Below are 23,152 nucleotides of genomic sequence, written 5' to 3'. Positions count from 1 at the left end.
AGCAAATTATAATCTCAGTATTTAGCCACAACGGCGCTCGCGGGCGGCGAAAGCCAGTCGAATTTATAGTTCAAGCCGACCCGGCCGATATGATACATCGTCCGCGTGTTGAACAGAACCACTGCTGAAGGTGCCGGACTAAACACGACCGGCCGAGCATTGATAAATTCGTAGAGATACTCCGCCTTGACAGTGAAATTTGGGGCGATGGCATATTCGACGCCGATGCCGCCCACCCCGACGTGGGGGAAAATGCCAGAACGCGTTGAGGTGCTGGATCCGGTGGCCGCGAAGCCGGGTGCCACGACGTCATAAAAGGTTTCTGTCGTCGCGAAGGTGAAACCCGCCGTCACATAGGGCATCAACCGGCCCCACGCATAACCAAGGCGCAGCCGGCCGGTGCCAAAATCTTCGAATTTGGAACCGAAGGTCGCTGACACCGGAAGGCCGGAGCCGAGTGCGCCATTAACCCTTGTCTGACCCTCTATGCCAGCAGCCTCGACATCGATTTCGATACCAGCGACAAGGTGCCAAAACGGAAGCTCATAATTATATCCAGCCTGGATACCGCCGACGGGTCCGCCAGCGGTGATACCATCCCTTCCTTGCGTATAACCGTTCGGCCCCGGCACGTTGATCGCGTAGGGAAAGGCAAAATGATCAATACCGCCGCCAACATTGAGGCCCACGTAAAATCCGGTCCAACGGAATGCGGCGGGCGGCGGGGGCTCAAAAATGGGTGACACCGCTCCAGATGGCTCATCGGCGGCGCGGACGGGCCCACATATCACCGCAAGGGTAGCGGAAATGAAAACGCCCGCCAGCAATTTCCCGCCTTGGTGCGTGACACAGTGAATGCACCTCTCTACGAATTGCGAAATGGTGGGGATATTCACGCGGCGTCCCTCCAAGTGATCATTTTTCACTTCCATAAAAACCTTGGAGCGAGGCTCGTGCAAGTTGGGTATGCCCAAAACAAGGAGAAAGGCCCCGCCCTGTGGTAAAATTGACACTGGTTTTCCACAGCGTTGGATCAGTTCAAGGGCGGCACCACGGCAGCTGCCGTCGCGTTGATATACGCAACAAGCGCCGGATCGAGCGCCAGCCCTTTCGCAAGATTGTCAAGAAATGCTTTCTCTGGCGGAGTCGCCGCGATCAAATGAGCCGCCGCATAGACCTGTGTCGCAAGATCATGTGACGATCCCACCGTGGTGGAAATTTCGCTCACCGTCGCCGGACGCTGAATTTCGGCATCGAGAAACTTCGCGGCTTCCGGATTAAGGCCAGAGCCCTTCAATTGGCCAATGATCACCGCCCGTTGTGACGGTTCAACGACGCCGTCTGCCGCCGCCGTCGCCACCATCGTCCGGATCAGAAGGAGAGCCGTGTCGTTGGTGTGCGCCAGTTCGGAGAAGCTGGTTCCTTCCGGCGCCGCGGTTAATTGTTCGAGACCCGGAACGCCTTGGATGAGCGGCTTGCCTTCTTGGTAATTGCGTAGCGCCTTGTAAGCGATGCCGCCGATAGTGGCGAGCCCGCCAAGTTTGGCAGCTCCTCCGGTCGCGGCGCGGCCGCCCTTGGTTCCAAGCAAGAGGGCGGCCAAACCGCCAAGGGCGGCAACCGTGCCGACTGGATTTTTATCAACGAAATCCTTGGCTTTGCCGGCATATTCGCTGGCCTCCGACCCCTCCAGGCGCGATTGAACCTGACCGAGCGCGTCCGAAATCGCGGAGGCCGCTTGATTCGCGGCGTCCGAAGCAATTTGTTTGCCGCGATCGAGCGCGGCGCTGGCATCATCAAGGGCGTTCTGGGCGCCCGTGGGAGGCTGACCTCCGGTGAGCATGTTTAGGAGTTCTTTTGCGTCGAACATGGCATTCCTCCCGGCACGGATTTCCGTTAACAAGACTTAAATGATTTCATCATCGTGACGTTCCCCAGGAGCAGGTTTTTCACGGCCCGGCCAGACCCCGCCCCACTCCCTGTGAGCTGCGACTTTTAAGTTATGTACAAGGCGCAAGCCGCCCTCGCATTCAGCGAACCCACCAGCTAACATCAAGCATGAGTGAATCACTGCCTGGCGCCGCATCGCGGGCATTTTTGGGTGTCGAGCGTTCGGTGCTGGGACGCCCCTGGCGCGGCCGTCTCGATGCCACTGGCGAGGCCCGCGCGCTCGCCATCGCGCAGTTGCATGGAAGCGGCGACCTTTTGTCCCGCGTTCTCGCCGGTCGCGGCGTCACGCCGGAGGGAGCACAAGATTATCTCGACCCGAGTTTGCGGAAGCTCTTGCCCGAGCCTTTTTCCCTGAAGGATATGGAAGCGGCGGCACGCCGTATCGCCGAGGCAATCGAGCGCAGCGATAGGATCGCGATTTTTGGCGATTACGACGTCGATGGCGCCGCCTCCTCGGCCCTGCTGTACGATTATTTCCGCTGCTGCGGCACGCCTTGCGAGATCTACATTCCGGACCGCATTTTCGAGGGCTATGGCCCAAATATTGAAGCAATCCAAGGCCTCGCGCGAGGTGGCGCGAAACTTTTGATCACGGTGGATTGCGGGACGGCGAGCCACGTACCGCTCGCCGAAGCGGCAAGGCTCGGCCTCGACCCGATCGTGCTCGATCATCACCAGGCGCCCGAGATTTTGCCAAGCGCGATTGTCGTTAACCCAAACCGGAAGGACGATCTTTCCGGCCTTGGCAATCTGTGCGCGGCGGGCGTGGTTTTTATGACGCTCGTGGCGGTGCAGCGCAGTCTTCGCGAACGCGGCTTTTTTTCGCCCGCCCGGCCGCCGCCCGACCTGCTTGCGGGGCTTGATCTTGTGGCCCTCGCGACGATCGCGGATGTCGCGTCTTTGACTGGCTTGAACCGCGCTTTCGTGACCAAGGGACTTGCCCTCATGCATACACGAGGGCGGCAGGGTCTCACGAGCCTCTTCGATATTGCGGGCTTGAAGGAGCCGCCCAACCCCTATCATCTCGGCTTTCTGATCGGTCCGCGCATCAATGCGGGAGGCAGGATCGGGGACGCCGCGCTCGGCGCCAGGCTCTTGACGCTGCGCGATCCCGTGGAGGCCCGCACGATTGCTGGAGAACTCGACCGGCTCAATCGCGAGCGTCAGGAGCTGGAACGCGCTACGCTTGACGAGGCGGAGGCGCAGGCCGGCGCGGCAACGGAGAAGCCCACGGTCATCGTCGTGCCGGGCGATGGCTGGCATCCGGGTGTTGTGGGGCTCATCGCCTCGCGCCTTAAAGAAAAATTCCGATGCCCTGCCTTCGCGATTGCGTTTGCCGTCAACGGCCTGGGCACCGGATCAGGCCGCTCGATCGCGGGCGTCGATCTTGGCCGCGCTGTGCGCGCCGCCGTCGAGGCGGGCATTCTCGTCAAGGGGGGTGGCCATGCGATGGCGGCAGGAATTACGATCGCCCGCGAACGGCTCGCCGATTTCAAACTTTTTCTTGAAGACACCCTTGCCGGACCGGTCACCGCAGCTTGCGCGGATGAAGCCCTGTTGATCGACGCAACACTAAGCGCGGCCGCGGCGAAGCCGGAATTGCTCGCCGGCGTCGCACGAGGCGGTCCCTATGGCGCCGGCAATCCGGAACCGGTTTTTGCCTTGCCCGCGCATCGCCTCCTCGATGTCGCCGCGGTGGGCAATGGCCATCTGCGGCTGCGTGCGGAGGCTGGCGATGGCGCCAAAATCGATGGGATTGCGTTTCGTGCGGCTGCGGCACCGGTCGGAGAGGCTCTTCTTGCGGCGCGGGGCACGATTGTGCACCTCGCCGGCACCTTGGCGGTAGATCGATACGGGGGCCGCGAGCGGGTCCAATTGAGGCTGCTTGATATGGCTCCGGCAGCCCAGGCCCGCGTGTCCATGGCGTCTCCTTGAGCCAACTTGCCAGGGCGGCCGGTCGCCTTTATATGTCCGCCCGGCTGCTGGTAGACATGGACGCAGCGGCCAGATTTCCGCGCCCATCGTCTAGCGGTCCAGGACGTCGCCCTTTCACGGCGAAAACAGGGGTTCGATTCCCCTTGGGCGCGCCATTTGCGTACAAAACTGCGAACACCCTTGCCGATTTGTTCTCCGGCGATGACGGCCTGTTCGAGGCTCGCCTTCGAGCCGTGGATGCGGATGACTTTGTCGTCAACCTCGATGGCCTCGACGATCGAGCGCAGATAGGCCTTCCGGAATGGGGTGTCGCCTTCCGTAATCCGCTCGCGCATGAAAGAGCCGAATCGTTCGATCTGACCGGCTTCAAGCGTGATTTGGGGCGCGGATTGGATTTTGATGCGCTCCAGCGCGGCCTGGGCGCGTTCGCGCCCGGATTTGAGCACGGCGAGCCTATTCCCCAGCACATCGTCGAGATCCGTGACGCCCTCCTCCACCATTTTGTAGAGGCGGCGGAGTTTGTCGTCAGCCTGGGCGATTTCGGCCTGTAGCGTGCGGGCTCGTTCGTGGACCTCTGCGTCACTGGACGCGCGTTTTTCGGCAAGCGAGGTCAGGAGCCCCGCCAAACGGCTTGGTCCAAGCAGCCGGTCGGCGAGATGGGTTGTGACCAGCGCATCGAGCTTGGCCATGGCAATCGAGCGGCCCTTGCAGCCGGTCTTGCCGACGCGGACGGCGGTGGAGCATGTATAATAACGATGGATCTTGCCACTTTTCGACGTTCCGGTGCGTAGGGTCATCGCCCCGCCGCAAGACGCACAGTGCGCCAGACCTGTCAGCAGGATTGGCCCCGACACGACGCGCGGCGGCAGAACGCGGGGATTACGAGCGGCCAGACTCGTCTGGACCTTGTCAGAGGTTTTTTGCTCCAGGATCGCCGGGACCGCGATCTCGATGACTTCGCTTTCGGCTTTGGCCCGGCCGGACTCGGCCTCACGCTGGTTGAAGCGCCAGCGGCCGACATAAACGGGATTGGTCAGTATTTTGTGGACCGAGGCGACGCCAAATCGCGCGCCAAGGCGCGTCCTCATCCCGCGGCTATTGAGAGCCTTGGTGACTTCCTTGATTCCCAAAGGCCCCTTGCCGGCATCGCCTTCGAGGTAGAGGCGGTAGATCAGCCGCACCGTCTCGGCTTCGACGGGATCGATGACAAGCTTCTTCTTGGTTCGATGCCCGCGCTTCTCGACTTCCGACAGCGCATAGCCGAGCGGCAGTCGCGAGCCATTATAAAAGCCCTGGCGGGCGTTCTCCTTCATCGCCCGCAGGACATGCTTTGCGTTCTCGCGGCTCTGATATTCGTCGAACAGGGCTATGACCTGTCGCATCATCACCTGCGCCGGATCGTCGCCAAGCTCCTGGGTGATCGAGACGAGCCGCACGCCGTGCTTGGCGAGCTTGCGCACATACATTTCGAGGCCGAAGGCGTCGCGAAAGAAGCGCGAGAAGGAGTGGACGACGATCATGTCGATCGGGCGATCGTCGTCGCAGGCGCGTTCGATCATGCGCTGAAATTCCGGCCGATGGTCGTCCATGGCCGAGGCGCCCGGCTCGACATATTCGGCGACGATGCGCCAGCCCTGCCTTGCGCAATAGGCGACCGTTTGCGCCTGCTGATCCGGAATGGAGAGATCGACTTCCGCCTGCCGCGTCGTCGAGACCCGAAGATAGAGGGCGGCGCGGACGGGTTCGGTCATGAGAAGCTCCCAAATTTATTGCCGAGGCCGGAGAAACGCGTCGAGCATGTTTGCTAGAAAGGTCGCCAACACATCCACCTCGGAGGAAAAGATCGGGACATCCTCCGGCCAATCATCTCGGGACATCCTCCGGCCAATCATCGACGACAAGGTGATCCACGCTTCCGGCTTCAACCGGAACCGAATCATATCGTTTCGGCGCGCGAAAGCCATCGCAATTTCTGTTTTGTTCAGCGACAATTCGACGGCGTGAGGGACGAGGATCGGCCATGCCGCGATGATGGCGACATACGTTCGAGGGGTGAACGGCCCAACTCTGCGATGCGCTACGATGCGGGTCATTGGCTGCTAAAAGAAATCGAAGGTCGCACGAGCGAGCTTTTGGTGCTCACATCCGGCGCGTCACGTCGCGGGTGAAGCCGCGCGGGTCGAACAGCCGGTCGTTGTCTTCGGGTGTGATGATAAACGGAATTGATGGCGGTCCTTCCGCTCGCGCTCCACGAGCTCCCGCCCGTCCATCGTGTTGGTCTCCGGCCCGTGCAGCCTCCCGCATTCGCCTTCCCGGTTCGTTCCGTCGCGTCGCAGATGGCACAGATGGGGGCGTCGGCTGCCTTGCCGCCGCGTTTCAACCGCACGATCTGCGCCTTGACCACAACGCGGCGCATCCGCTCGCCGGGGCCGCGTTGCGGGGCTGAATGCTTCGGCCAAGCCGCCGCCTCCTGGCCTCGGCCGATGCGCGAGCGCCTCCCTTTTCGGGGCCGGCTCGCAACGCCGCGCCGTTCTGGCGCGACGATGAGGCTCCGTGGGCAGATCCCGCCGGCCTTTTCGGCGGCGGCGAGGGCTTGGGCAATGAATGGCTTGGCGCGTTGACTGCGCTCCCTCTGGATGCGGCCCGGTTGGACGCGAAGATCATCATCCCGTTTCACAGCGCGCCAACTCGCAATTTGTCCAGTTCGTAAATTTCCCAGCGAATTACCGCATTCAACAAGGTTATGGTGACATGCGTACCTTTGCCACGAGCATTGTTGTTACTTAGCTTTTTACCCGTCCGGCCGCCAAGCACCTTGGGGCTTTTATCTTGCCGTCTTAATCGGGTTGCTGTAAGCGTCCGGTTCCTGCACATACTTTTGGTAGTGCAAAATCGCAGCATGTCGGGTTCCTTCGTAACATGGAGGATCTCCGATGGCACCTCGCCGTTCCTGGACAAAAGCGCATCTTGTGCGCGATATGGCAGCTGTCGTTGAGCACCGCGATGGTGAGATCGAGCGGCTTAAGCTGATCATCAAGAAGCTTCAACGGGCACAGTTCGGCCGCCGGTCCGAGCGCCTGGACGATGACCAGCTGGTGCTCGCTCTTGACGACCTTGAAAGCGATATCGGCCAGGTTGAGGAGAGCCATCCGATCAGCATTGCAGAGACCGCAGGCGCGCTGTCAAAGCGCAAGCCGCTGCCTGATTATCTGCCGCGTGAAGAGATTTTGCTCGATGTTCCAAGCGATGCTTGTCCGTGCTGTGGCGGGACAATGCATCGGATCGGCGAGAGCGAATCCGAGATGCTCGATTGAGTGCCAGCTAGGCTTCGTGTAATCCGCACCACGCGTCCCAAATATGCATGCCGGGTCTGCAATAAAGTAGTACAGGCAGCGGCGCCGGAACGCCCAATTGCTGGCGGGCTCGCAACGCCGGCACTCCTCGCCCAGGTGCTCATCAGCAAATATTGCGATCACACGCCGCTCTACCGGCAGTCGCAGATCTTTGCCCGGCATGGCGTCGAGATCGAACGCCCGACACTCGCGGGTTGGGTCGGCGGAACCTGTTGGTGGCTTGAAGCCGTGCACGAGAGATTGTGCAAGAACGTCTTTGCCTCGGATCATCTCTTCGCCGACGATACGCCTGTCCCGGTGCTCGATCCTGGCCGTGGACGCACGAAGACCGGACGTCTTTCGGCCTGCGCACACGAGCAGAGACTGCGGGCGGGACCCGAGCCCCCTGCGGCTATCTATCTGTTTGCACCTGACCGAAAGGCCGAGCGTCCGGCGTCGCATCTCGAGCACTTCAAGGGCGTGCTGCATGTCGACGGCTATGCCGGATTTGAGCGACTGGCCGTCAATGGCGACATCGTGCTTGCCGCCTGTTGGGCCCACACGAGGCGCAAGTTCTACTAAGTCGCCGAAGCCACGGGCTCGCCCGTGGCGGCCGAGGCATTGCGCCGGATCGGCGAACTTTATGCCATTGAAGCCGAAATCCGAGGTCGGCCTCCGCCCTATTGTCTTGTGGCCCGACAAACGCGATCGAAGCCGATTGTCGATGCATTCCGCATCTGGCTGGAGCAACAACTGCCACACATCTCCGGCCGCAGCACGCTTGCCGAGGCCGTGCGCTACGCGCTTGCCCGATGGGACGGCCTGACCCGCTTTCTGCGCGACGGCCGCATCAAGCTCGACACCAATCCCGTCGAACGCACGATTCGTCCTGTGGCCCTCGGGCGCAAGAATCATCTGTTCGCGGGCAGCGATGGTGGCGGTGTCTGGTGGGCCATCGTCTGTTCGTTGATCGAGACAGCGAAGTTGAACGAAGTCGAGCCATATGCCTAACTGCGTGATGTTCTCACGCGCATGGTCGATGGACATCCAATCAACCACCTCGACAAATTGCTGCCATGGACCTGGAAAGCCGCAAACCCTGTCAATCCCTAACATCAGTGCAAGGTCCGGACGCTTACGGGTTGCTGTAAGCGTCCGGTTCCTGCACATACTTTTGGTAGTGCAAAATCGCAGTGTCCGGCGTCGGCGCCTCTGAGACAGTTTTGGCGGGTTGAAGAACGGAGGATTTCTGGCTCATCGTAACCATCAAGGAGTGGAGATGATCCAGAAATCCGGAACCCCCAAATCGTCCTCCGAGTGGATCGTGAGGGACATTCGCCGAGCGACGCGCAAGCAGTATTCGGCGGAGGAGAAGATCCGCATCGTGCTGGACGGCCTGCGCGGCGAACACAGCATCGCGGAACTCTGCCGGCGCGAGGGCATCGCCGAGAGTCTGTATTACACCTGGTCGAAGGAGTTCCTGGAGGCTGGCAAGCGGCGCCTTGCGGGCGACACCGCGCGGGCGGCGGCCAGCGGCGAAGTCAAGGACCTGCGCCGGGAAGCCCGCGCGCTGAAGGAGGTTGTCGCCGAACAGGCGCTGGAATTGCGCCTGCTCAAAAAAAAGCATGATCGCGGATGGGGAAAGCGAGGAATGAGATATCTGGCTTCCGAGAAACTGGAGATCATCCGGCTGGTCGAGCAATCGAATCTCCCGGTGCGCCGGACGCTGGAGAAACTCGGCGTCTCTCGCGCCACCTTTTATCGATGGTGTGACCTTTGCCAGACCGGCGGGCCAGAGGCCCTGGAAGACCGATCTTCCAGGCCCGACCGCGTCTGGAACAGAATTCCTGACAATGTGCGGGGCCAGATCGTGCAATTGGCCCTAGACGAACCGGAGCTGTCGCCACGAGAGCTAGCGACGCGCTTCACCGACTCGGAAAGCTATTTTGTCTCGGAGGCCTCGGTCTATCGCCTGTTGAAGGACCACGACCTAATCGCCAGTTCCGCCTATATTGTCATGAAGGCCGCCGATGAGTTCAAGGACAAGACCACGGCGCCAAACCAGCTCTGGCAGACCGACTTCACCTATCTAAAAGTAATTGGTTGAGGTCGAGGTGAAGGAGAAGATAGATCGCGTCGAAAATGCGGGTATTGTCAGTCCTGGACGAGTACGCTCTTGACCGTCGTTAACCATCCGTGCCGCAGCGCAGATCTCCGCCGCCCGCTCGATGTTGGCGTCGGCGAGCAGCTATCTCAAGTTGTCAAAGCGGGCCGCTCTTAGCCGCACGCGCCAGTTGACTCGTCACTACCTGCAGTCGCCGAACACTCGATGCGGTCAGGGTCCACATGCTAGTGGTGGTGGGTCGGATCGTCGGCCGGGTTCACATAGGTCATGGCGAACGGGCCATCAGCCCAAACTTGCACCACCGCCCCGCTCTTTGTCCAGGCGAAGCGGTTCATCTGCGCTGGCGCCTCCGCGAAGCCGCCGGCAGTGAGATCGGCGCTCTTGGTCTCGTCAAGCTTGTCGCCCATGCCCAAGGAGAAATCGCCCGAGACCACCGTCAAATACTCGTCCGTCGGGTGGTGGTGCGCGGGGATTTTGTAGCCTGCCGGTATCATCAGCCGGATTACGAACGTCCCTGCCTTGCCGGGATCACCCGACAATACCGCCATCTGAGCGCCAGCCGGGAACACGGGTGGCGCGGGGCCCCACTTCAGGTCGGCCGAGTTCATCTGGGCCTGAGATGGTGCCGCCAGGGCGAGCATGCCACCGAGAACCAAAGCCATCTTGAGCATCGTCGTCCTCCTTACAGCTCCGCTGCATTTGACCCGCGCGACCTCGCCGTCGCGCGGCATTTTCATTCCGCAAGCGATACGCCGAGACAATTTGAGACACGGTTTGCCGAGGACGGAAACGCAATACGAAGGCGCTCGGCGCCAATCTAACGAAGATCGACGGGAAAGGCTCTATCATGCGCCACGGGAAAAATGAGAGCCCCGGGCTCGTAATGATTGAGGCAATCGAACGGGACGCCGAGCTTTTCGCCCTAACCGAGCAGGTCGATTTAGCGGAGAAGGAGTTCCACAATGCTCTTGCGCGCCGCAACGAGGCGCAGATCGCATATTTGCGCGAGCCAAGCATCTTGACCCGCGAGGCGCTTGAGGCGGCAAAAGCAGCCGAGGCAGTCACGCTGGAAATTCTGAATGCCGAAGTCCGATGGCTGGCCAGCACCCGGGCCACGACGGTAATAGGGCTCAAGCTGAAGGCGTCATACGCATTCATGGAAAGCAAGCTCGCCGACAGCATCGTCGAAGACATCTCGCAACTTTAAGAATGAGTAACCGTGATTTAAAACCCGCCGGCGGATGGCGGATTTGTCCGGCACGCGCCCGCCGCAAGCGACCTTACGAAGTGTGTCTCCGCGCAACGATTTCTCTCGATCCACGCAGCCACCTACAACATCTTCAACGTCCAACGCCATCTCACCTCAGCAAGAACGCACCGAGTCTTCCGGGCATCAGCCATGCAAACGTGGCGTGAAGTTGTCGTCGCGGTGTAATCCAATATGCCAGTAGGATTGCAGCGAGCTAAATTTTTTAATTTGACAGAGCCTCAAGATATTATTGTGTTTATGATTAATTTATGTTATTTATTCATTTAATATAGTCATATTTAGTTAATTTTTGGTTTGATGCCATAAACCAACGTCGTAACAGCAAAACGCAACCACCTTCCGACATCTCTCTGCTGAAACGGGGCGATGAATACCGGATGTCCGCGCGGATCGCTTGATCCTTTGTCTAAATCGATTTCCTTGATCCGGCGTTTGGCGCCGCCAGAACCATCATCCGAACCGAGGAAGGGTCATCAATGATCCGCATATTTGCCTGTCTTACCGAACAACATAATCTCTGGCTTGTTTTCCTCGCGGGATTGATTTGCATTGCCGCTTGCTTGATATCCGTGAGTCTTTTAACTCGCACCAATGACGCAGAGAGGGGCCGGTCCCTTTCGTGGCTGTTCGTGGCGGCCACGGTCTTCGGCGCGGGCGTGTGGTCGACCCATTTCATTGCCGAGTTGGCCTTCGAGCCGGGTTTTCCCATAAGCTACGATGTCGGTTTGACCGCGATTTCTTTCGTGGTCGTGATCGGGTCCGTCTGGCTCGGGATGTTTGTTAAGTACCGGTATGCGGCTCCCCTGCTAGGCGGCGCCATAATCGGGGTGGCCATCGCCGCGATGCACTATACAGGTATGGCCGCGTTGAGGGCGCCCGCCCAAGAGCACTGGGACTTCAGCTATGTCCTGGCGTCGATCGCAATTAGCATGATTGGTGCTGCCGCTGGGATGCGTGTCTTGTTATGGAGGCCGACCTTGCCGGGCCGCCTCATGGCCGCGTTGCTGCTTGTTCTGGCGATTTGCGGACTTCATTTCACGGGTATGGCGGCTGTTACTCTTGTGCCAGATCCGCTTATCGCGGTGCCTGGCTCTGCGATAGCCCCAAACGTGCTCGCCATCGCGATCGCTATGGTAATGGCTCTCCTCGCCGGGCTCGGCGTCCTGGGCTTGATCGTGGATAACCATTTGGCGTCGAGGGCCGCGCAAGAGGCGGAGCGGCTCCAGCGCAGCGAGGATCATTTGGCGCGCGCTCAGCGGATCGCCCATACCGGCAGCATCGAACGGAATTTGCGCACTGGCGCCGTCGCATGGTCTGACGAAACCTACCGGGTCTTCGGTCTCGATCCGAGCCTGCCCGCGCCCGTGGGGGAAGCTTTCCTCGATCTCATTCATCCTGACGATCGCGCCGCCTATAAGAAGCAGGAACTTGCTCTCCAAACCGCTACTGCGCGCGATCTATCTGACAGGCCGCGCGTTCCCCTCCGGATTCGTATCGTTCAGCCGGGGGGCGCGGTTAGATGGATTCATCACGAATCTGAATTGGTTTTGGATCAACATGGCGTGGCGGTCGACTGGACCGGGACATACAGGGATGTGACCGACGCTTTTAATGCGGAAGAATCGTTCAGACTGCTGTTCGAGTCCAATCCCGTCCCGATGTTGCTCTTAGACACAGAGAACTTGAAATTTTTGGCCGTGAATGACGCGGCGATCACGCATTACGGTTATGATAAAGAGTGCTTTCTAGCGTTCACCTTGCTCGACTTACTACCGCAAGAGGATAGGGACAATGTCAGGAACGCGATTCGGGACAGACCTGATTTAGACGACGGCGGCCCTAGCAAACTTTGGCAACATGTCAAGGCGGACGGGACGCGGATCGACGTCCTCACCTATTGGCGAACCACAAAGCTTTGCGAACGGCCTGCTCAGCTTATTGCAGTTATTGATGTGACGGAGAAGCGCCAGGCTGAAAAGCGGATCATTTACATGGCGCACCACGACGCGCTGACAGAGTTGCCGAACCGGGTATTGTTTCACGCGCGCCTGGACGAAGCGCTATTGCGCGTGCGCCGATATCGGGAAAAGCTCGCCGTCATTTGTGTTGATCTCGATCAATTCAAGAACGTCAACGACACGTTGGGGCACCCCATTGGCGACAAGCTTTTGAAAGTCGTGTCCAGTCGTCTCCGTACGTGCTTGCGCGACTCTGACGTGGTGGCCCGATTTGGCGGCGATGAATTCGCGGTCCTGCAACTGGGCCTCACCGGGGCGCAAGAAGCGAGCGCCTTGGCCGATCGCATCGTGAAGTTTATGAGCGAACCTTATGATATTGAAGGCCAAAATATCGTGATTGGAGCCAGCGGCGGTATCGCGCTTGCCCCAGACGATGGCGACACCCCCGATCAACTCCTGAAGAACGCCGACACGGCGCTCTATCGGGCCAAGGAGGACGGACGGCGTATCTTCCGCTTTTTCGAACCGGACATGGATGCCCGCCTGCGAGCCCGCCGTACGCTCGAACTTGATTTGCGCAAGGCGCTCCTCGCCGGCGAATTCGAACTCTATTATCAGCCTCTCGTCACCCTTGCGACCGGCTGCATTTCCGGGTTCGAGGCGCTGCTTCGGTGGCACCATCCCTCACGCGGGATGGTGGCTCCGGGGGAGTTTATTCCGGTCGCTGAGGAGATTGGCCTGATCGTGCCGCTTGGCGAATGGGTGCTGCGGCAAGCCTGCGCAGACGCGGCGACATGGCCCGACGATTTGAAAGTAGCCGTAAATCTTTCGCCCGTTCAGTTCAAGAACGTCAACTTGACCCATGTGGTTTCCGCCGCGCTCGCAAGCGCGGGACTGCCGGCGGCGCGCCTTGAACTCGAAGTCACAGAATCGATTCTTCTGGAGGAAAGCAAGCTAAACCTCGCCACATTGCATAAATTGCGTGCCCTCGGAGTAAGTATTTCCATGGATGACTTCGGCACTGGCTATTCTAGCTTGAGCTATCTGCGCGCCTTTCCCTTCGATAAAATCAAGATTGACCGCTCTTTCGTTTCCCATCTTGACGAGGGCCGGGAAAGCTTGACGATCGTCCAGGCAATCGCTCAACTCGGATTGAGCCTCTGCATTCCCACGACGGCCGAAGGCGTTGAGACGGAAGTGCAACTCGAATGGCTGCGCCAGGCGGGTTGCACAGAAATGCAAGGCTATTTGTTCAGCCAGCCGATACCAGCGAGCGAAATCGTGGGGTTGCTGCGTTCTTCTCACTTGAAACGCCAGCGGAGTTTAGAACGTCTACTGATCGCTTAGCTCGACTCGGCATTAATCGACTTTGGCGCGCAGCCAGGCACTGTTGATCGCCGCCATTTACACACACCGCAGTCAAGATCGACTTCAGCGCGTTGTCGCGGAGATCACGAAGTGGGAGACGATCTATGCGGACTTCGTTATGAACGCGTCGAATTTGCTTCTGCGCGCCTACACCCGAGACGAACTCGAACTGAGCGGCGATGAGCAACGCCTGATCGGACTCATCAACCGAATGCGATTCTTTGCTCCAGCCAATGTCATCGCTACAGCGGAGGCCGTGCTCAGGACCATCCTCGAGATTTATCTGAAGCCAAGCGTGGAGCTACGACAACTCGCGACCGAGGCGCTGACCAAGAGCTTGGATCCCGATCCTCTCCTGAAGTTCAGCGTGGCCTGCAGGGCAGACCTGGACGGCTTGCATCGAACCACGGCGTGAGGCGAGCGCCTTCGGAACGACTCCCGTCTCCACCTTCACTAAGCTGCCGGCGAACTAGGCTCAGGACCCATTAATATCCTTGCGGTCTCGCGCACGGCTTGATTCATTGGTGGCGCGAGGAGGCGTTGCCATGGATGATTTGTTTTTGCTTTCCGAGGCGCAGATGCGCCGTATCAGGCCGTATTTTCCGCTGTCGCACGGGATCGTGAGGGTGGATGACCGTCGGGTGGTCAGCGGGATCGTCTTCGTCATCAGGAACGGGGTGCGCTGGCGAGACGCGCCGCACGGCTACGGCCCGCACAAGACGATCTACAACCGGTTCGTGCGCTGGAGCCGTCTCGGGGTCTTCAATAAGATTTTCGCAGCGCTGGCTCGCAAGGGCGGCAGGCCGTGCCGGTTGATGATCGACGCGACCCATCTAAAGGCCCATCGTACCGCCGCCAGCCTTTTAAAAAAGGGCCTGTTCCCAGATGTATCGGCCGCACCAAGGGTGGCTTGAATTCGAAACTGCACGCTGTGTGCGACGGTCGTGGGCGACCGCTGATCATGCTGCTGAGCGAAGGCCAAACGAGCGATTTCAAAGGCGCCGCTTCAATGCTTCCCGCGTTGCCGCGCGCCAGGGAGCTCCTGGCCGACAAGGGATATGACGCCGACTGGTTCCGCCGGGCTCTCGCCGAGCGCGGCATCACGGCGTGCATTCCGTCGAAATCCAATCGAAAAGTACCGATCGAACATGACCTCACGCTCTATCGCCAGCGTCACAAAATCGAGAATATGTTTGGCAGGCTCAAGGACTGGCGGCGCATCCACACGCGCTACGATCGATGCGCCCATACTTTCATGTCAGCAATCTGCATCACCGCAATCGTCATCTTCTGGATCAATCAATGAGTCCTGACCCTAGCCAGAAGACAATGATAGGAGTTAATCATGCGTGACGATGTTCAGCTCGTGGATCGCCCCTCGGCTCGGTTGAAGAATCAGCGGCCGCGCGGGCGTCCTCCCTTCGAATGCATTGCCCTGCTGCCGCAAGGCGGTGGTGCGCTCGGTTCCTATCAGGCTGGTGTCTACGAGGCTCTCGCAGAGGCGGGATGCTCGCCGAACTCCCGGTCTTTGCCGTCGGGCCATCTGAAAATGAGGGGAGGCGTGAGCATCGGATCTCGCGTGATCAATCCAAATAAGTGGATTTTGAAGGATGTGGGCCACGGCCCCCCACAAAAGCGCGCGGTAGGATCACGCGCGCGATTAAGCCGTGTGGTTCACGATCCAGCAATTCCAACGTGCCACCGACCTCTTCGACGAGTGTCCTCACGATCGATAGTCCGAGGCCAAATCCACCGTGCTCATTCATATTGCGGGCGGGTTGGCCCCGGACAAACGGTTCGATGACGCGCGCCTTGTCCTGCGTAGAAATTCCCGGCCCTTCATCCATTACATCAATTTGAACGACGCCAGCCCACGGCCCTTCGATAGCAACGACGACCTTTTCCCCATACGTAACGGCGTTCTCGATAAGATTATTAAAGACCCGCTGCAAGTCGGTGATCGATCCCCGAATCATTTGATGTGCACCGCCGCGATAGGTCACATCGTGACCGAGATCCACGAACTGATCCGACACTGTTTGCAAGACGCTGTCGAGATCGATGAGACTTTGTTCAGGTGTCTTGTTCGCCTGACGAAGGTGCTGCAAATTCTTGTAAAGCATCGAGTCCATCAGTTCGACGTCCTGGAGCATCTTGGTTCGCAATATCTCGTCATCGATGAATTCCGCTCTCAAGCGCATTCTCGTGATAATAGTTCTCAGATCGTGGCTGATAGCTGCAAGAACCTGGGCTCGCGCGGCAATCATTGTATAGATACGAACTTGCATTCTGTTCAGCGCGCGCGTGAGTTCGCGAACCTCTTGAGGCCCATCCTCGATGATAAGATCCTGTTCGTTCGATTCACTCGGGAGCCGTTCGGCCCGCCCTGCTAATTTGACCAGAGGCGAGACGACTGTGTTTGACGTCCAAATCGTGAGGATCGCCGCGCATAAAAAAAAGAAGAGAGCTGAGCCAATGAAAATGAATAATCCCGGCGTCGGTCCTTTTGGTAACCCGTTAAACGGAGCCTCTCCCGGTGGAAATCCGTTCGGCGGCGGCGGCATCCCCAACAACCCTGGCTGCTGAGATTGCGATACCGACACCAACGCATAAGCGCCCTTGCGCAGCGCGATCGCGATAGCCTTAGAATTGCTCTTGCTTGGTGTTGAGGCCATGTAGACATCCGCTTGCGGCCATAGATGTGCGCGTAAGATATCGAGTTCTGGGAGTTGTTCGTTCGGTCCGGCGGAGTCGGGCCGCTCATCTTGAATCGTGAAAGTCGCCCAGGGCGTTACATGCGCCAAATCCGATAGAAGATCTTGTCTCTCAGAGACCGGCACTAAATCGATCACCAATAGATAACTCGCTGTAAGTTCGGCTGGTCCGATGAAAGGCAATTTCGGTTCAGCGTTCAGTAATCGAAACATAACCGTCAGCGTTACATGAAACAGAACAATGGCGACCAAAACCAAAATCGTGAGCTGGCCGACCAAATGGTCTGGGCGAAAGCGCCTTGAGAACGTCTTCATGGGCGTGTGACCTGTGGCGTAAACATATACCCCTCCGCACGAACGGTTTCTATGAGCATGGGGTTCTTGGGATCTGCCTCGAGTTTTTGCCGTAGCCGACTGACAAGAACATCGATGCTCCGCTCGAACGGCCCCGTTGTCGGACCATGGGTCATGTTGATAAGTTGTTCACGCGTCAGGACGCGATTGGGGTGTTCACACAGTGCATACAAGAGATCAAATTCGGCGCCAGTCATTGCGACCTTCACGCCAGATGGCGCGATGACCTGCCGCGCCAATATATCAACGCTCCAGCCGGAGAACCGGTAGTGCCCGCGATCCGTGCCCTTCTTACTCGGCACCGCGATGCTTGCACGGCGTAACACGGAGCGAATTCTGGCCAATAGTTCACGCGGATTGAAAGGTTTGACGACGTAATCATCCGCCCCCACCTCCAGGCCGATGATTCTATCGATATCCTCCCCTTGCGCCGTCACGATGATGATCGGGAGTGCCAATTCCGCCCGAACCCTACGGCAAATCGACAGACCATCCTCGCCAGGTAAATTAAGATCAAGGAGCAGAAGATCAAATGTGCGGTCTGCAAGTGCGACGTCCATAGACTTGCCGTTCGTGACGACGACCACTTCGATTTGATGCGCCGAGAGATAGCGCGATATCAGTGCACCAATTTCCGTATCGTCCTCCACAAGGAGGATTGCATCGATATTTTTCACGGCTGATTCGATCCGACTTTTTCCCGCTGTAGTTGCCTAAATAGGAAATATTTCTCGATTGTTTCCCCTTGGAGACTGAATTGACCGTTCGAGAAGCGCCCCGAAATCCGGTCTGCAATATGCACTTGAGATTGGCCGCATAACTCAGAAATATTTGTGATGGAGCAGAAAAAGCACTGAAATACACACATGCGATAAATGAGCATCAAGTCAACAAAAGGAGATCTTGATGCACCCGAAAAACTACTTCCTCCTCGCGGGGTTGGGGCTATCAAGCTCAATCTTGGGGCTTGTTAGCTCGGGTACGACCCTTGCCGGGACCGCGCCAGTGCCGCGTTCTGGCAGTTTCCCGCCCGCAGCCGAAAAGTTACAAAAGTTCTGCGCCGATGAAGACGCCCTTTTCAAAGCGAAAATGGCGTTCACGGAGGCCAAGCTTGATCTGCAACCGAGTCAGCGTCCGAATTGGGACTCTTTCGTCGCAGAATCCTCCGCAGCGGTTCCAGCGATCCGCAGCGTGTGCGATGAAGCGCCCCCGGCCGGCAACGACACCGTTGCCGAACTCGACTTCCACCAGAGGGGTCTCGCCGCATTCTTCGAAGCCGACCGCGCTTTAACGGCGGCGGCTAAGAAATTCTCAGTCGCGCTGACCTCAGACCAGAAGCGCACCCTGGCGGATTCGGTCATCCATCCACTTCCTCTGTTTCCTCCCTTCGGCCCTCCCGGCCCGCCTCTTTGAAATTGTTGAGAGCGAATGCCTCACCAGCGGGCACAACGGGAAGGGGCTCTCCCCGCGCTTCATTACGAAGCTTTACGGCGTGGAATAATTTTCTTCGCGGCGCTCCTTTCGCTGATCCTCTCCGGGGTTGTGGCCGTGCGCTACGCACGACCTGAGCCTGGGTTTTCGGAAACGAGAGTGGTGAATCCCGAGCACTTCGATTGCGCGTCTAGGCACCGTTATTTTCGTTATGCGGCGCAGCGCCCGATCATCCATTCAGAAGAAGCACATTCACGAGGCTGGACAGCTTCTCCAGCGACATTTTTGGAGGACATTCGATGCTCTCTTTCAACCTGCGGATCAGCGACGCCCGTAGCAGCGCGACGAACGTTCTTCCTCCCAATGCATGGCCAGCCACTGTTAAAGCGATAATCTTGGTGGACGCCCTAATCATCTGTTTGGTCTACGTCCTCTATGCCGCTGGCATTCTCGGCCTTCTCCCTTTCCCAATCTTCGAGCTGGGAGAGCCCTTCTTTTAATCCATTCCAATCCGTCACACGCGGCTACCCCTAAACCGCGTGTGTCGAGGGTCTGTCTAGGTCCGAGAATAAGGGAGACGATGCACCTCTGAGACGCAATCCCGATGCGAGCATAGCCGTATAAGACGATGCGTTTCGATGCGCGTATTTCTGCAAATCTTCCGCGTCGCGAAATTCATCAAGGCCAGCGGCCAGCAGCCGCCATAAGGATAGGCCGTACATATGACGGTCCCGTCCATTCGTACGAAGCGTCAAAATATCCCTTCGCGCATGGCTTTCCACATATGCGTTACCCCAACCGAAGTAATAAATGGATAGGAACTCGCCGAATGCACAAATCAGTTTTGATTTTGCTAGCCAACGGAAAGCCGTTCTTGGTGCTGCGGCTTGCTGTGATACCGGTCTTGCTTATGCTCATCGTGTGGATGGAGGTGGGCCATCCTGGGCCTGCCTTTCGGTTATTCACTTTTCTCTTTGTCTTTTTGATTGTAGCAGATTTGGCTGCGCTTTTGCGTGGGAAAGCTCGCGATGGCCTCATCGTCCTAGCGTCGCTTGCCTTCAGCCTGTGCATACTCGAGGGTGTAGCGATTGTACTCGAACCAAAAATCATGATGACCGTCACAAAAGGCTGGTCGGTTAATCGGCCCGTCATCGGCTTTGGTCCTGAACATGCCGGGCGCTTCCATGCAGAAAGACGTGATCCAAAAACCGGCGCGGTGATCTATCTTGCCGACTACACAATCGATGCGAATCTTCTCCGACAGACCGTTTCCAGCGAGAAGGGTCCGGCGATCGCCTTTTTCGGTGATTCCTTTACTTTCGGCCTAGGTGTGAACGATGCCAACACATTGCCTCAGCTTTTCGCCGATCTGCTCGGCCGCAAGAAGCGGGTTCTCAATCTCGGTTTCGGCGGCTATGGGCCGCAGCAAGTCTTGCGCGAGATGGAGACGGGTCTATTCGATCCGCTGATCGGCTCGCGGCCGCAGCTCTTTATTTTCATGACGGCGCCGTGGCATGCCGAGCGAACCGCCTGCAAGCCCCATTGGCTGCGATTGGGGCCGCATTATGCGATCGAGGATGGCAGGCTCGTGTTCGAAGGCGCGTGCTACGATGGCCCAAGCCTCTGGCTCCGGGAATGGCTCGAGAACACGGCATCCTATCGCTATTTTATCAAGCCCTATCGTATGAGAATCGGCCATGATGATATTGAACTCTACATTAGGACGGTAGTGTCCATCGTACAACTTGCCAAGGAAAAATACGGCGTCGCGACACTCATCCCTTATCTCCGCGAGAGAGACGAGTATTTCCGTGGGACTGGCTTTAGCGATGACTCCATCATCGCGAGGCTGCGGGAGGGCGGAGCAGTTGTAATCGATGCGTCGCTTGCCAAAGAGAAAGCCACTGGCGCGGTGATCAATATCCCAGGGGATGGCCATCCGACGCCATTGGCAAATCGCCTCCGGGCTTCAATAATTATAGATTACATTGAACATCACATGTCTGGAATTCTGTTTTCTGGACTGCAATGAATGGCGAGCCGGCCGTCAATCTGCGCGAAGGCATTCTTACAATCGCGGGTGAGCGCGCGGTGTTCTTTATCCTTCTTGGGAAAGTAAGTTTCCACGTCGGAAACCAGATCTCGATCCCATGAAGGAGGTAGCGCATCTTGCGGACACGCTACCACAGTAATTCGCGGATTTTCTAGGGCGCAAGCAAAGAGTGCTCAATCTTGGCTATCCAGGCTATGGACCACAGCAGTTTTTGGCGGAATTGCAAATAGGCCGCTTCGATAGAGTGATCGGCAAACAGCCGCGGCTCTTCATTTTCCTGACGGTGGCTGGACATGCCGAATGAACAGCCTGTAAGCCCTTTTGGGTGCGCCGGTGGCCTCGATATACGCTGGAGAACGACCAGGTCGTGTTGAAGGGGGCCTGCTGAGCCTTGGGGTGCGCGAATGGCTCGAGGACATGGAATCCTATCGTTTGTTCACCGAGCGTTATCTTCAGAGGGTTACTCACGAAGACTTGGAGCTCTACGTCAGGATCTTGCTCGCGGCCGCAAAGCTCGCCAAGGAGAAATAAAACGTCGCAACTCTCATCCCTTATATCCGGAACCCTAGCTATCTCGAGGGGATGGGTTTCAGCGATGACGAAATCGTTCATCGGTTGCGGGGTGGCGGTGCCCTGGTCGTGGACGTCTCCCTCGCGCGAGAGGCAGCCAACGGCGCCCAACTCATTATCAGGGGCGATGGCCATCCAACGCCATTGGCGAACCGCCTAAAAGCTTCAATAATTAAAGATTACATCGAATATCACGTGCCTGGGATTCTGGTCGCGGGATTTCAGTGACTGGGAAAGGAGCTGTCAATCTGGCGCGAAAACGTTCTTATAATCGCGGGCGAGCGTAGGGTTCTGCTTGTCTTTGTGAAGTATGCAATTTCCGATCGCGAGAAACTCGATGCCGGTGCCCATGAAGCAGGCAAATGCATCTTCCGGCGTGCAGACAATGGGCTCACCGCGCACGTTAAAACTCGTGTTAACAAGCACGGGACAGCCGGTCAATTGTTCGAATCTGCTAATCAAGGCGTGGTAGCGCGGGTTCGTTTCCTTATGAACGGTCTGGACGCGAGCCGAATAATCGACATGTGTGACGGCCGGGATATCCGAACGCACGACGTTCAATTTGTCGATGCCGAACAGCGCTTGTTCCTCGGCCGACATCGTCCGGCAGTGCTCGGGTTTCACATTGGCAACGAGTAGCATATAAGGTGAATCCGCGTCGATCTCGAACCAGTCCGCGACGCGCTCGCGCAGCACCGACGGCGCGAAGGGGCGAAAACTTTCGCGGTATTTGACCTTGAGGTTCAGCGCCTTCTGCATGGCCGGGCAACGCGGATCGCCGAGAATCGAACGATTGCCGAGCGCACGCGGGCCGAACTCCATCCGGCCCTGATGCCAGCCGACCGCCTGCCCATCCGCGAGGGCCGCCGCCGTCTGCTCGATCAGCGCAGCTTCGTCGACGACGGCGAAAACGGCGCCACTTTTTGTCAGCCGCCGTTCGATATCACTTTGTTCGTAGCACGGCCCTAGATATGCGCCTCGCATGGCGTCCCGCTTTTGCATGGCGGCCTTGCGATCGCTCCTATGATTTTCGGCGTGATAGACGGCAAGTGCTGCGCCAAGCGCGCCGCCGGCGTCACCGGCCGCCGGCTGGACGAAAATCCCATCGAAGCAGCCGTCACGAAAAATCTTGTCATTGGCGACGCAATTCAAGGCCACGCCTCCGGCGAGACAGAGATTTCGAAGCCCCGTTTGAGCAGCAAGCGAGCGTGTCAGGCGCAACACCACGTCCTCCGTCACCGCCTGGATTGAGGCCGCGAGATCCATGTGGCGTTGCTCAAGCGGTTGATCTGGACGGCGCGGCGCGCCGCCGAAAATCGCGTCGAAGCGGGGACCAGTCATCGTTAGGCCGGTGCAAAAGGAAAAATAATCGAGGTTTAGCCGGAACGACCCATCCGGCTTCACATCGATCAAGTGCTCCAGGATCGCGTTTGCATATTTCGGCTCGCCGTAGGGCGCTAGCCCCATGACTTTGTATTCGCCCGAATTGACCTTGAAGCCGGTGTAATAGGTGAAAGCGGAGTAGAGCAGCCCGAGAGAATGGGGGAAATGAATTTCCTTGACGATGTCTAACTTGTTGCCGCTACCGATCCCGGCTGAGGCCGTCGCCCATTCTCCGACGCCGTCCATCGTCAAGACAAGCGATGATTGAAACGGAGACGGATAATAGGCTGAAGACGCGTGGGAAAAATGATGTTCGCAAAAGCGCAATTTGGCCTTCTCGCCGAGTGCCGGATCGACCAACGCGAGTTCGCGTTGAAGATGATCACGCTGAAACAGTTTTTCGCCGATCCACAGCGGCATGGCTTTGCGAAACGAGGTAAAGCCGCGCGGCGCGAACGCGAGATAAGTTTCAATAAGCCGTTCGAATTTCAGGAATGGCTTTTCGTAAAAGACGACGCGATCGACAGCGCCAGAGTCAATGTTGGCCTCCTTGAGGCAATAGGCTATCGCGTTGGCGGGGAAGCCAGGGTCGTGTTTCGTGCGGGTGAAGCGCTCTTCTTGTGCAGCGGCGACGATCTCGCCGTCGCGGACGAGTGCGGCGGCACTGTCGTGATAGAACGAGGAAATGCCAAGGACGAGCATCTCAGGTTCT

At 58.2% G+C, this 23,152-nt stretch carries 18 protein-coding genes, 1 tRNA gene and 4 pseudogenes; 14 read left to right on the top strand and 9 right to left on the bottom strand.

The window, feature by feature from the left end; genetic code table 11:
* Nucleotides 1–14: 14 nt before the first annotated feature.
* Entirely contained in the window at nucleotides 15–746 is a 732-nt protein-coding gene (locus tag QEV83_RS17250; protein WP_280128895.1) for an outer membrane beta-barrel protein, read from the bottom strand.
* A gap of 287 nt (nucleotides 747–1,033) precedes the next feature.
* Entirely contained in the window at nucleotides 1,034–1,867 is an 834-nt protein-coding gene (locus QEV83_RS17245; RefSeq protein WP_280128894.1) for a DUF533 domain-containing protein, read from the bottom strand.
* 188 nt (nucleotides 1,868–2,055) lie between these two features.
* On the opposite strand from QEV83_RS17245, the gene recJ reads away from it, so the two are divergent.
* The 3 genes from recJ to QEV83_RS19495 all read left to right on the top strand — a co-directional run bounded on the left by recJ (nucleotide 2,056) and on the right by QEV83_RS19495 (nucleotide 4,433).
* Complete coding sequence (recJ, locus tag QEV83_RS17240; RefSeq protein ID WP_280128893.1) at nucleotides 2,056–3,882, top strand: single-stranded-DNA-specific exonuclease RecJ; 1,827 nt, start codon at nucleotides 2,056–2,058, stop codon at nucleotides 3,880–3,882.
* Nucleotides 3,883–3,961: 79 nt separating this feature from the next.
* Nucleotides 3,962–4,037 (top strand) — tRNA-Glu (locus QEV83_RS17235).
* Nucleotides 4,026–4,433 (top strand): hypothetical protein, encoded by a 408-nt coding sequence (locus tag QEV83_RS19495; protein WP_348273238.1) that lies wholly within the window; start codon nucleotides 4,026–4,028, stop codon nucleotides 4,431–4,433. Before QEV83_RS17235 ends, QEV83_RS19495 begins: the two co-directional genes overlap by 12 nt.
* A 162-nt stretch (nucleotides 4,434–4,595) precedes the next feature.
* Here QEV83_RS19495 and QEV83_RS19490 read toward each other — a convergent pair.
* A pseudogene (locus tag QEV83_RS19490) lies at nucleotides 4,596–5,633 on the bottom strand (recombinase family protein); the annotation flags it as partial.
* A 388-nt stretch (nucleotides 5,634–6,021) separates the two neighbouring features.
* Nucleotides 6,022–6,186 carry a hypothetical protein gene (locus tag QEV83_RS17225; protein ID WP_280128892.1) on the bottom strand — a complete coding sequence of 55 codons (165 nt, stop codon included), beginning with the start codon at nucleotides 6,184–6,186 and terminating at the stop codon, nucleotides 6,022–6,024.
* A 629-nt stretch (nucleotides 6,187–6,815) separates the two neighbouring features.
* Here QEV83_RS17225 and QEV83_RS17220 point away from each other — a divergent pair.
* Together QEV83_RS17220 and QEV83_RS17215 are read left to right on the top strand one after the other, a co-directional pair.
* Nucleotides 6,816–8,327: pseudogene (locus tag QEV83_RS17220) on the top strand (IS66 family transposase).
* Nucleotides 8,328–8,493: 166 nt separating this feature from the next.
* A pseudogene (locus QEV83_RS17215) lies at nucleotides 8,494–9,318 on the top strand (helix-turn-helix domain-containing protein); the annotation flags it as partial.
* Between the two features lie 245 nt (nucleotides 9,319–9,563).
* Here QEV83_RS17215 and QEV83_RS17210 read toward each other — a convergent pair.
* Complete coding sequence (locus QEV83_RS17210; protein ID WP_280128891.1) at nucleotides 9,564–10,010, bottom strand: cupin domain-containing protein; 447 nt, start codon at nucleotides 10,008–10,010, stop codon at nucleotides 9,564–9,566.
* Nucleotides 10,011–10,186: 176 nt separating this feature from the next.
* On the opposite strand from QEV83_RS17210, the gene QEV83_RS17205 reads away from it, so the two are divergent.
* The 5 genes and pseudogenes from QEV83_RS17205 to QEV83_RS17185 all read left to right on the top strand — a co-directional run bounded on the left by QEV83_RS17205 (nucleotide 10,187) and on the right by QEV83_RS17185 (nucleotide 15,241).
* Nucleotides 10,187–10,546 carry a hypothetical protein gene (locus tag QEV83_RS17205; protein ID WP_280128890.1) on the top strand — a complete coding sequence of 120 codons (360 nt, stop codon included), beginning with the start codon at nucleotides 10,187–10,189 and terminating at the stop codon, nucleotides 10,544–10,546.
* 87 nt (nucleotides 10,547–10,633) lie between these two features.
* Nucleotides 10,634–10,774, top strand: a pseudogene (locus QEV83_RS17200) (IS6 family transposase); the annotation flags it as partial.
* A gap of 311 nt (nucleotides 10,775–11,085) precedes the next feature.
* Nucleotides 11,086–13,914 carry an EAL domain-containing protein gene (locus tag QEV83_RS17195; RefSeq protein WP_280128889.1) on the top strand — a complete coding sequence of 943 codons (2,829 nt, stop codon included), beginning with the start codon at nucleotides 11,086–11,088 and terminating at the stop codon, nucleotides 13,912–13,914.
* A gap of 22 nt (nucleotides 13,915–13,936) precedes the next feature.
* Nucleotides 13,937–14,350, top strand: coding sequence for a hypothetical protein (locus tag QEV83_RS17190; protein ID WP_280128888.1), 414 nt, complete (start codon nucleotides 13,937–13,939; stop codon nucleotides 14,348–14,350).
* A 130-nt stretch (nucleotides 14,351–14,480) separates the two neighbouring features.
* Nucleotides 14,481–15,241, top strand: a protein-coding gene (locus QEV83_RS17185; RefSeq protein ID WP_280128887.1) for an IS5 family transposase whose coding sequence is annotated in 2 segments (ribosomal slippage) — nucleotides 14,481–14,814 and nucleotides 14,814–15,241 — 762 coding nt in all. Because the reading frame shifts where the segments join, the coding sequence is not laid out codon by codon here.
* A 277-nt stretch (nucleotides 15,242–15,518) separates the two neighbouring features.
* Here the strand turns inward: QEV83_RS17185 and QEV83_RS17180 are convergent.
* Nucleotides 15,519–16,928, bottom strand: a complete 1,410-nt coding sequence (locus tag QEV83_RS17180) for an ATP-binding protein (protein WP_280128886.1) — start codon at nucleotides 16,926–16,928, stop codon at nucleotides 15,519–15,521.
* A gap of 32 nt (nucleotides 16,929–16,960) precedes the next feature.
* A complete protein-coding gene (locus QEV83_RS17175; RefSeq protein ID WP_280128885.1) occupies nucleotides 16,961–17,680 on the bottom strand; it encodes a response regulator in 720 nt (239 codons plus the stop codon).
* Between the two features lie 229 nt (nucleotides 17,681–17,909).
* Between QEV83_RS17175 and QEV83_RS17170 the strand changes: the two genes are divergently transcribed.
* Nucleotides 17,910–18,416 (top strand): Spy/CpxP family protein refolding chaperone, encoded by a 507-nt coding sequence (locus QEV83_RS17170; protein ID WP_280128884.1) that lies wholly within the window; start codon nucleotides 17,910–17,912, stop codon nucleotides 18,414–18,416.
* An 847-nt stretch (nucleotides 18,417–19,263) separates the two neighbouring features.
* Nucleotides 19,264–20,466, top strand: coding sequence for an SGNH/GDSL hydrolase family protein (locus QEV83_RS17165; protein ID WP_280128883.1), 1,203 nt, complete (start codon nucleotides 19,264–19,266; stop codon nucleotides 20,464–20,466).
* A 172-nt stretch (nucleotides 20,467–20,638) separates the two neighbouring features.
* On the opposite strand, the gene QEV83_RS17160 is transcribed toward QEV83_RS17165, so the two are convergent.
* A complete protein-coding gene (locus tag QEV83_RS17160; protein ID WP_280128882.1) occupies nucleotides 20,639–20,782 on the bottom strand; it encodes a hypothetical protein in 144 nt (47 codons plus the stop codon).
* 101 nt (nucleotides 20,783–20,883) lie between these two features.
* Between QEV83_RS17160 and QEV83_RS17155 the strand changes: the two genes are divergently transcribed.
* The gene (locus QEV83_RS17155; protein ID WP_280128881.1) at nucleotides 20,884–21,018 is read left to right on the top strand and encodes a hypothetical protein; all 135 of its coding nucleotides are present in this window, start codon (nucleotides 20,884–20,886) and stop codon (nucleotides 21,016–21,018) included.
* A gap of 51 nt (nucleotides 21,019–21,069) precedes the next feature.
* Complete coding sequence (locus tag QEV83_RS17150) at nucleotides 21,070–21,285, top strand: hypothetical protein (protein ID WP_280128880.1); 216 nt, start codon at nucleotides 21,070–21,072, stop codon at nucleotides 21,283–21,285.
* 15 nt (nucleotides 21,286–21,300) lie between these two features.
* Here the strand turns inward: QEV83_RS17150 and QEV83_RS17145 are convergent, their stop codons facing one another.
* A complete protein-coding gene (locus QEV83_RS17145; RefSeq protein ID WP_280128879.1) occupies nucleotides 21,301–23,142 on the bottom strand; it encodes a carbamoyltransferase in 1,842 nt (613 codons plus the stop codon).
* Between the last annotated feature and the right edge of the window lie 10 nt (nucleotides 23,143–23,152).

The organism is Methylocapsa sp. D3K7 (genome assembly GCF_029855125.1).
In the GTDB taxonomy this organism is placed as follows: Bacteria; Pseudomonadota; Alphaproteobacteria; order Rhizobiales; family Beijerinckiaceae; genus Methylocapsa.
This window is presented reverse-complemented; position numbering and strand designations above follow the sequence as displayed.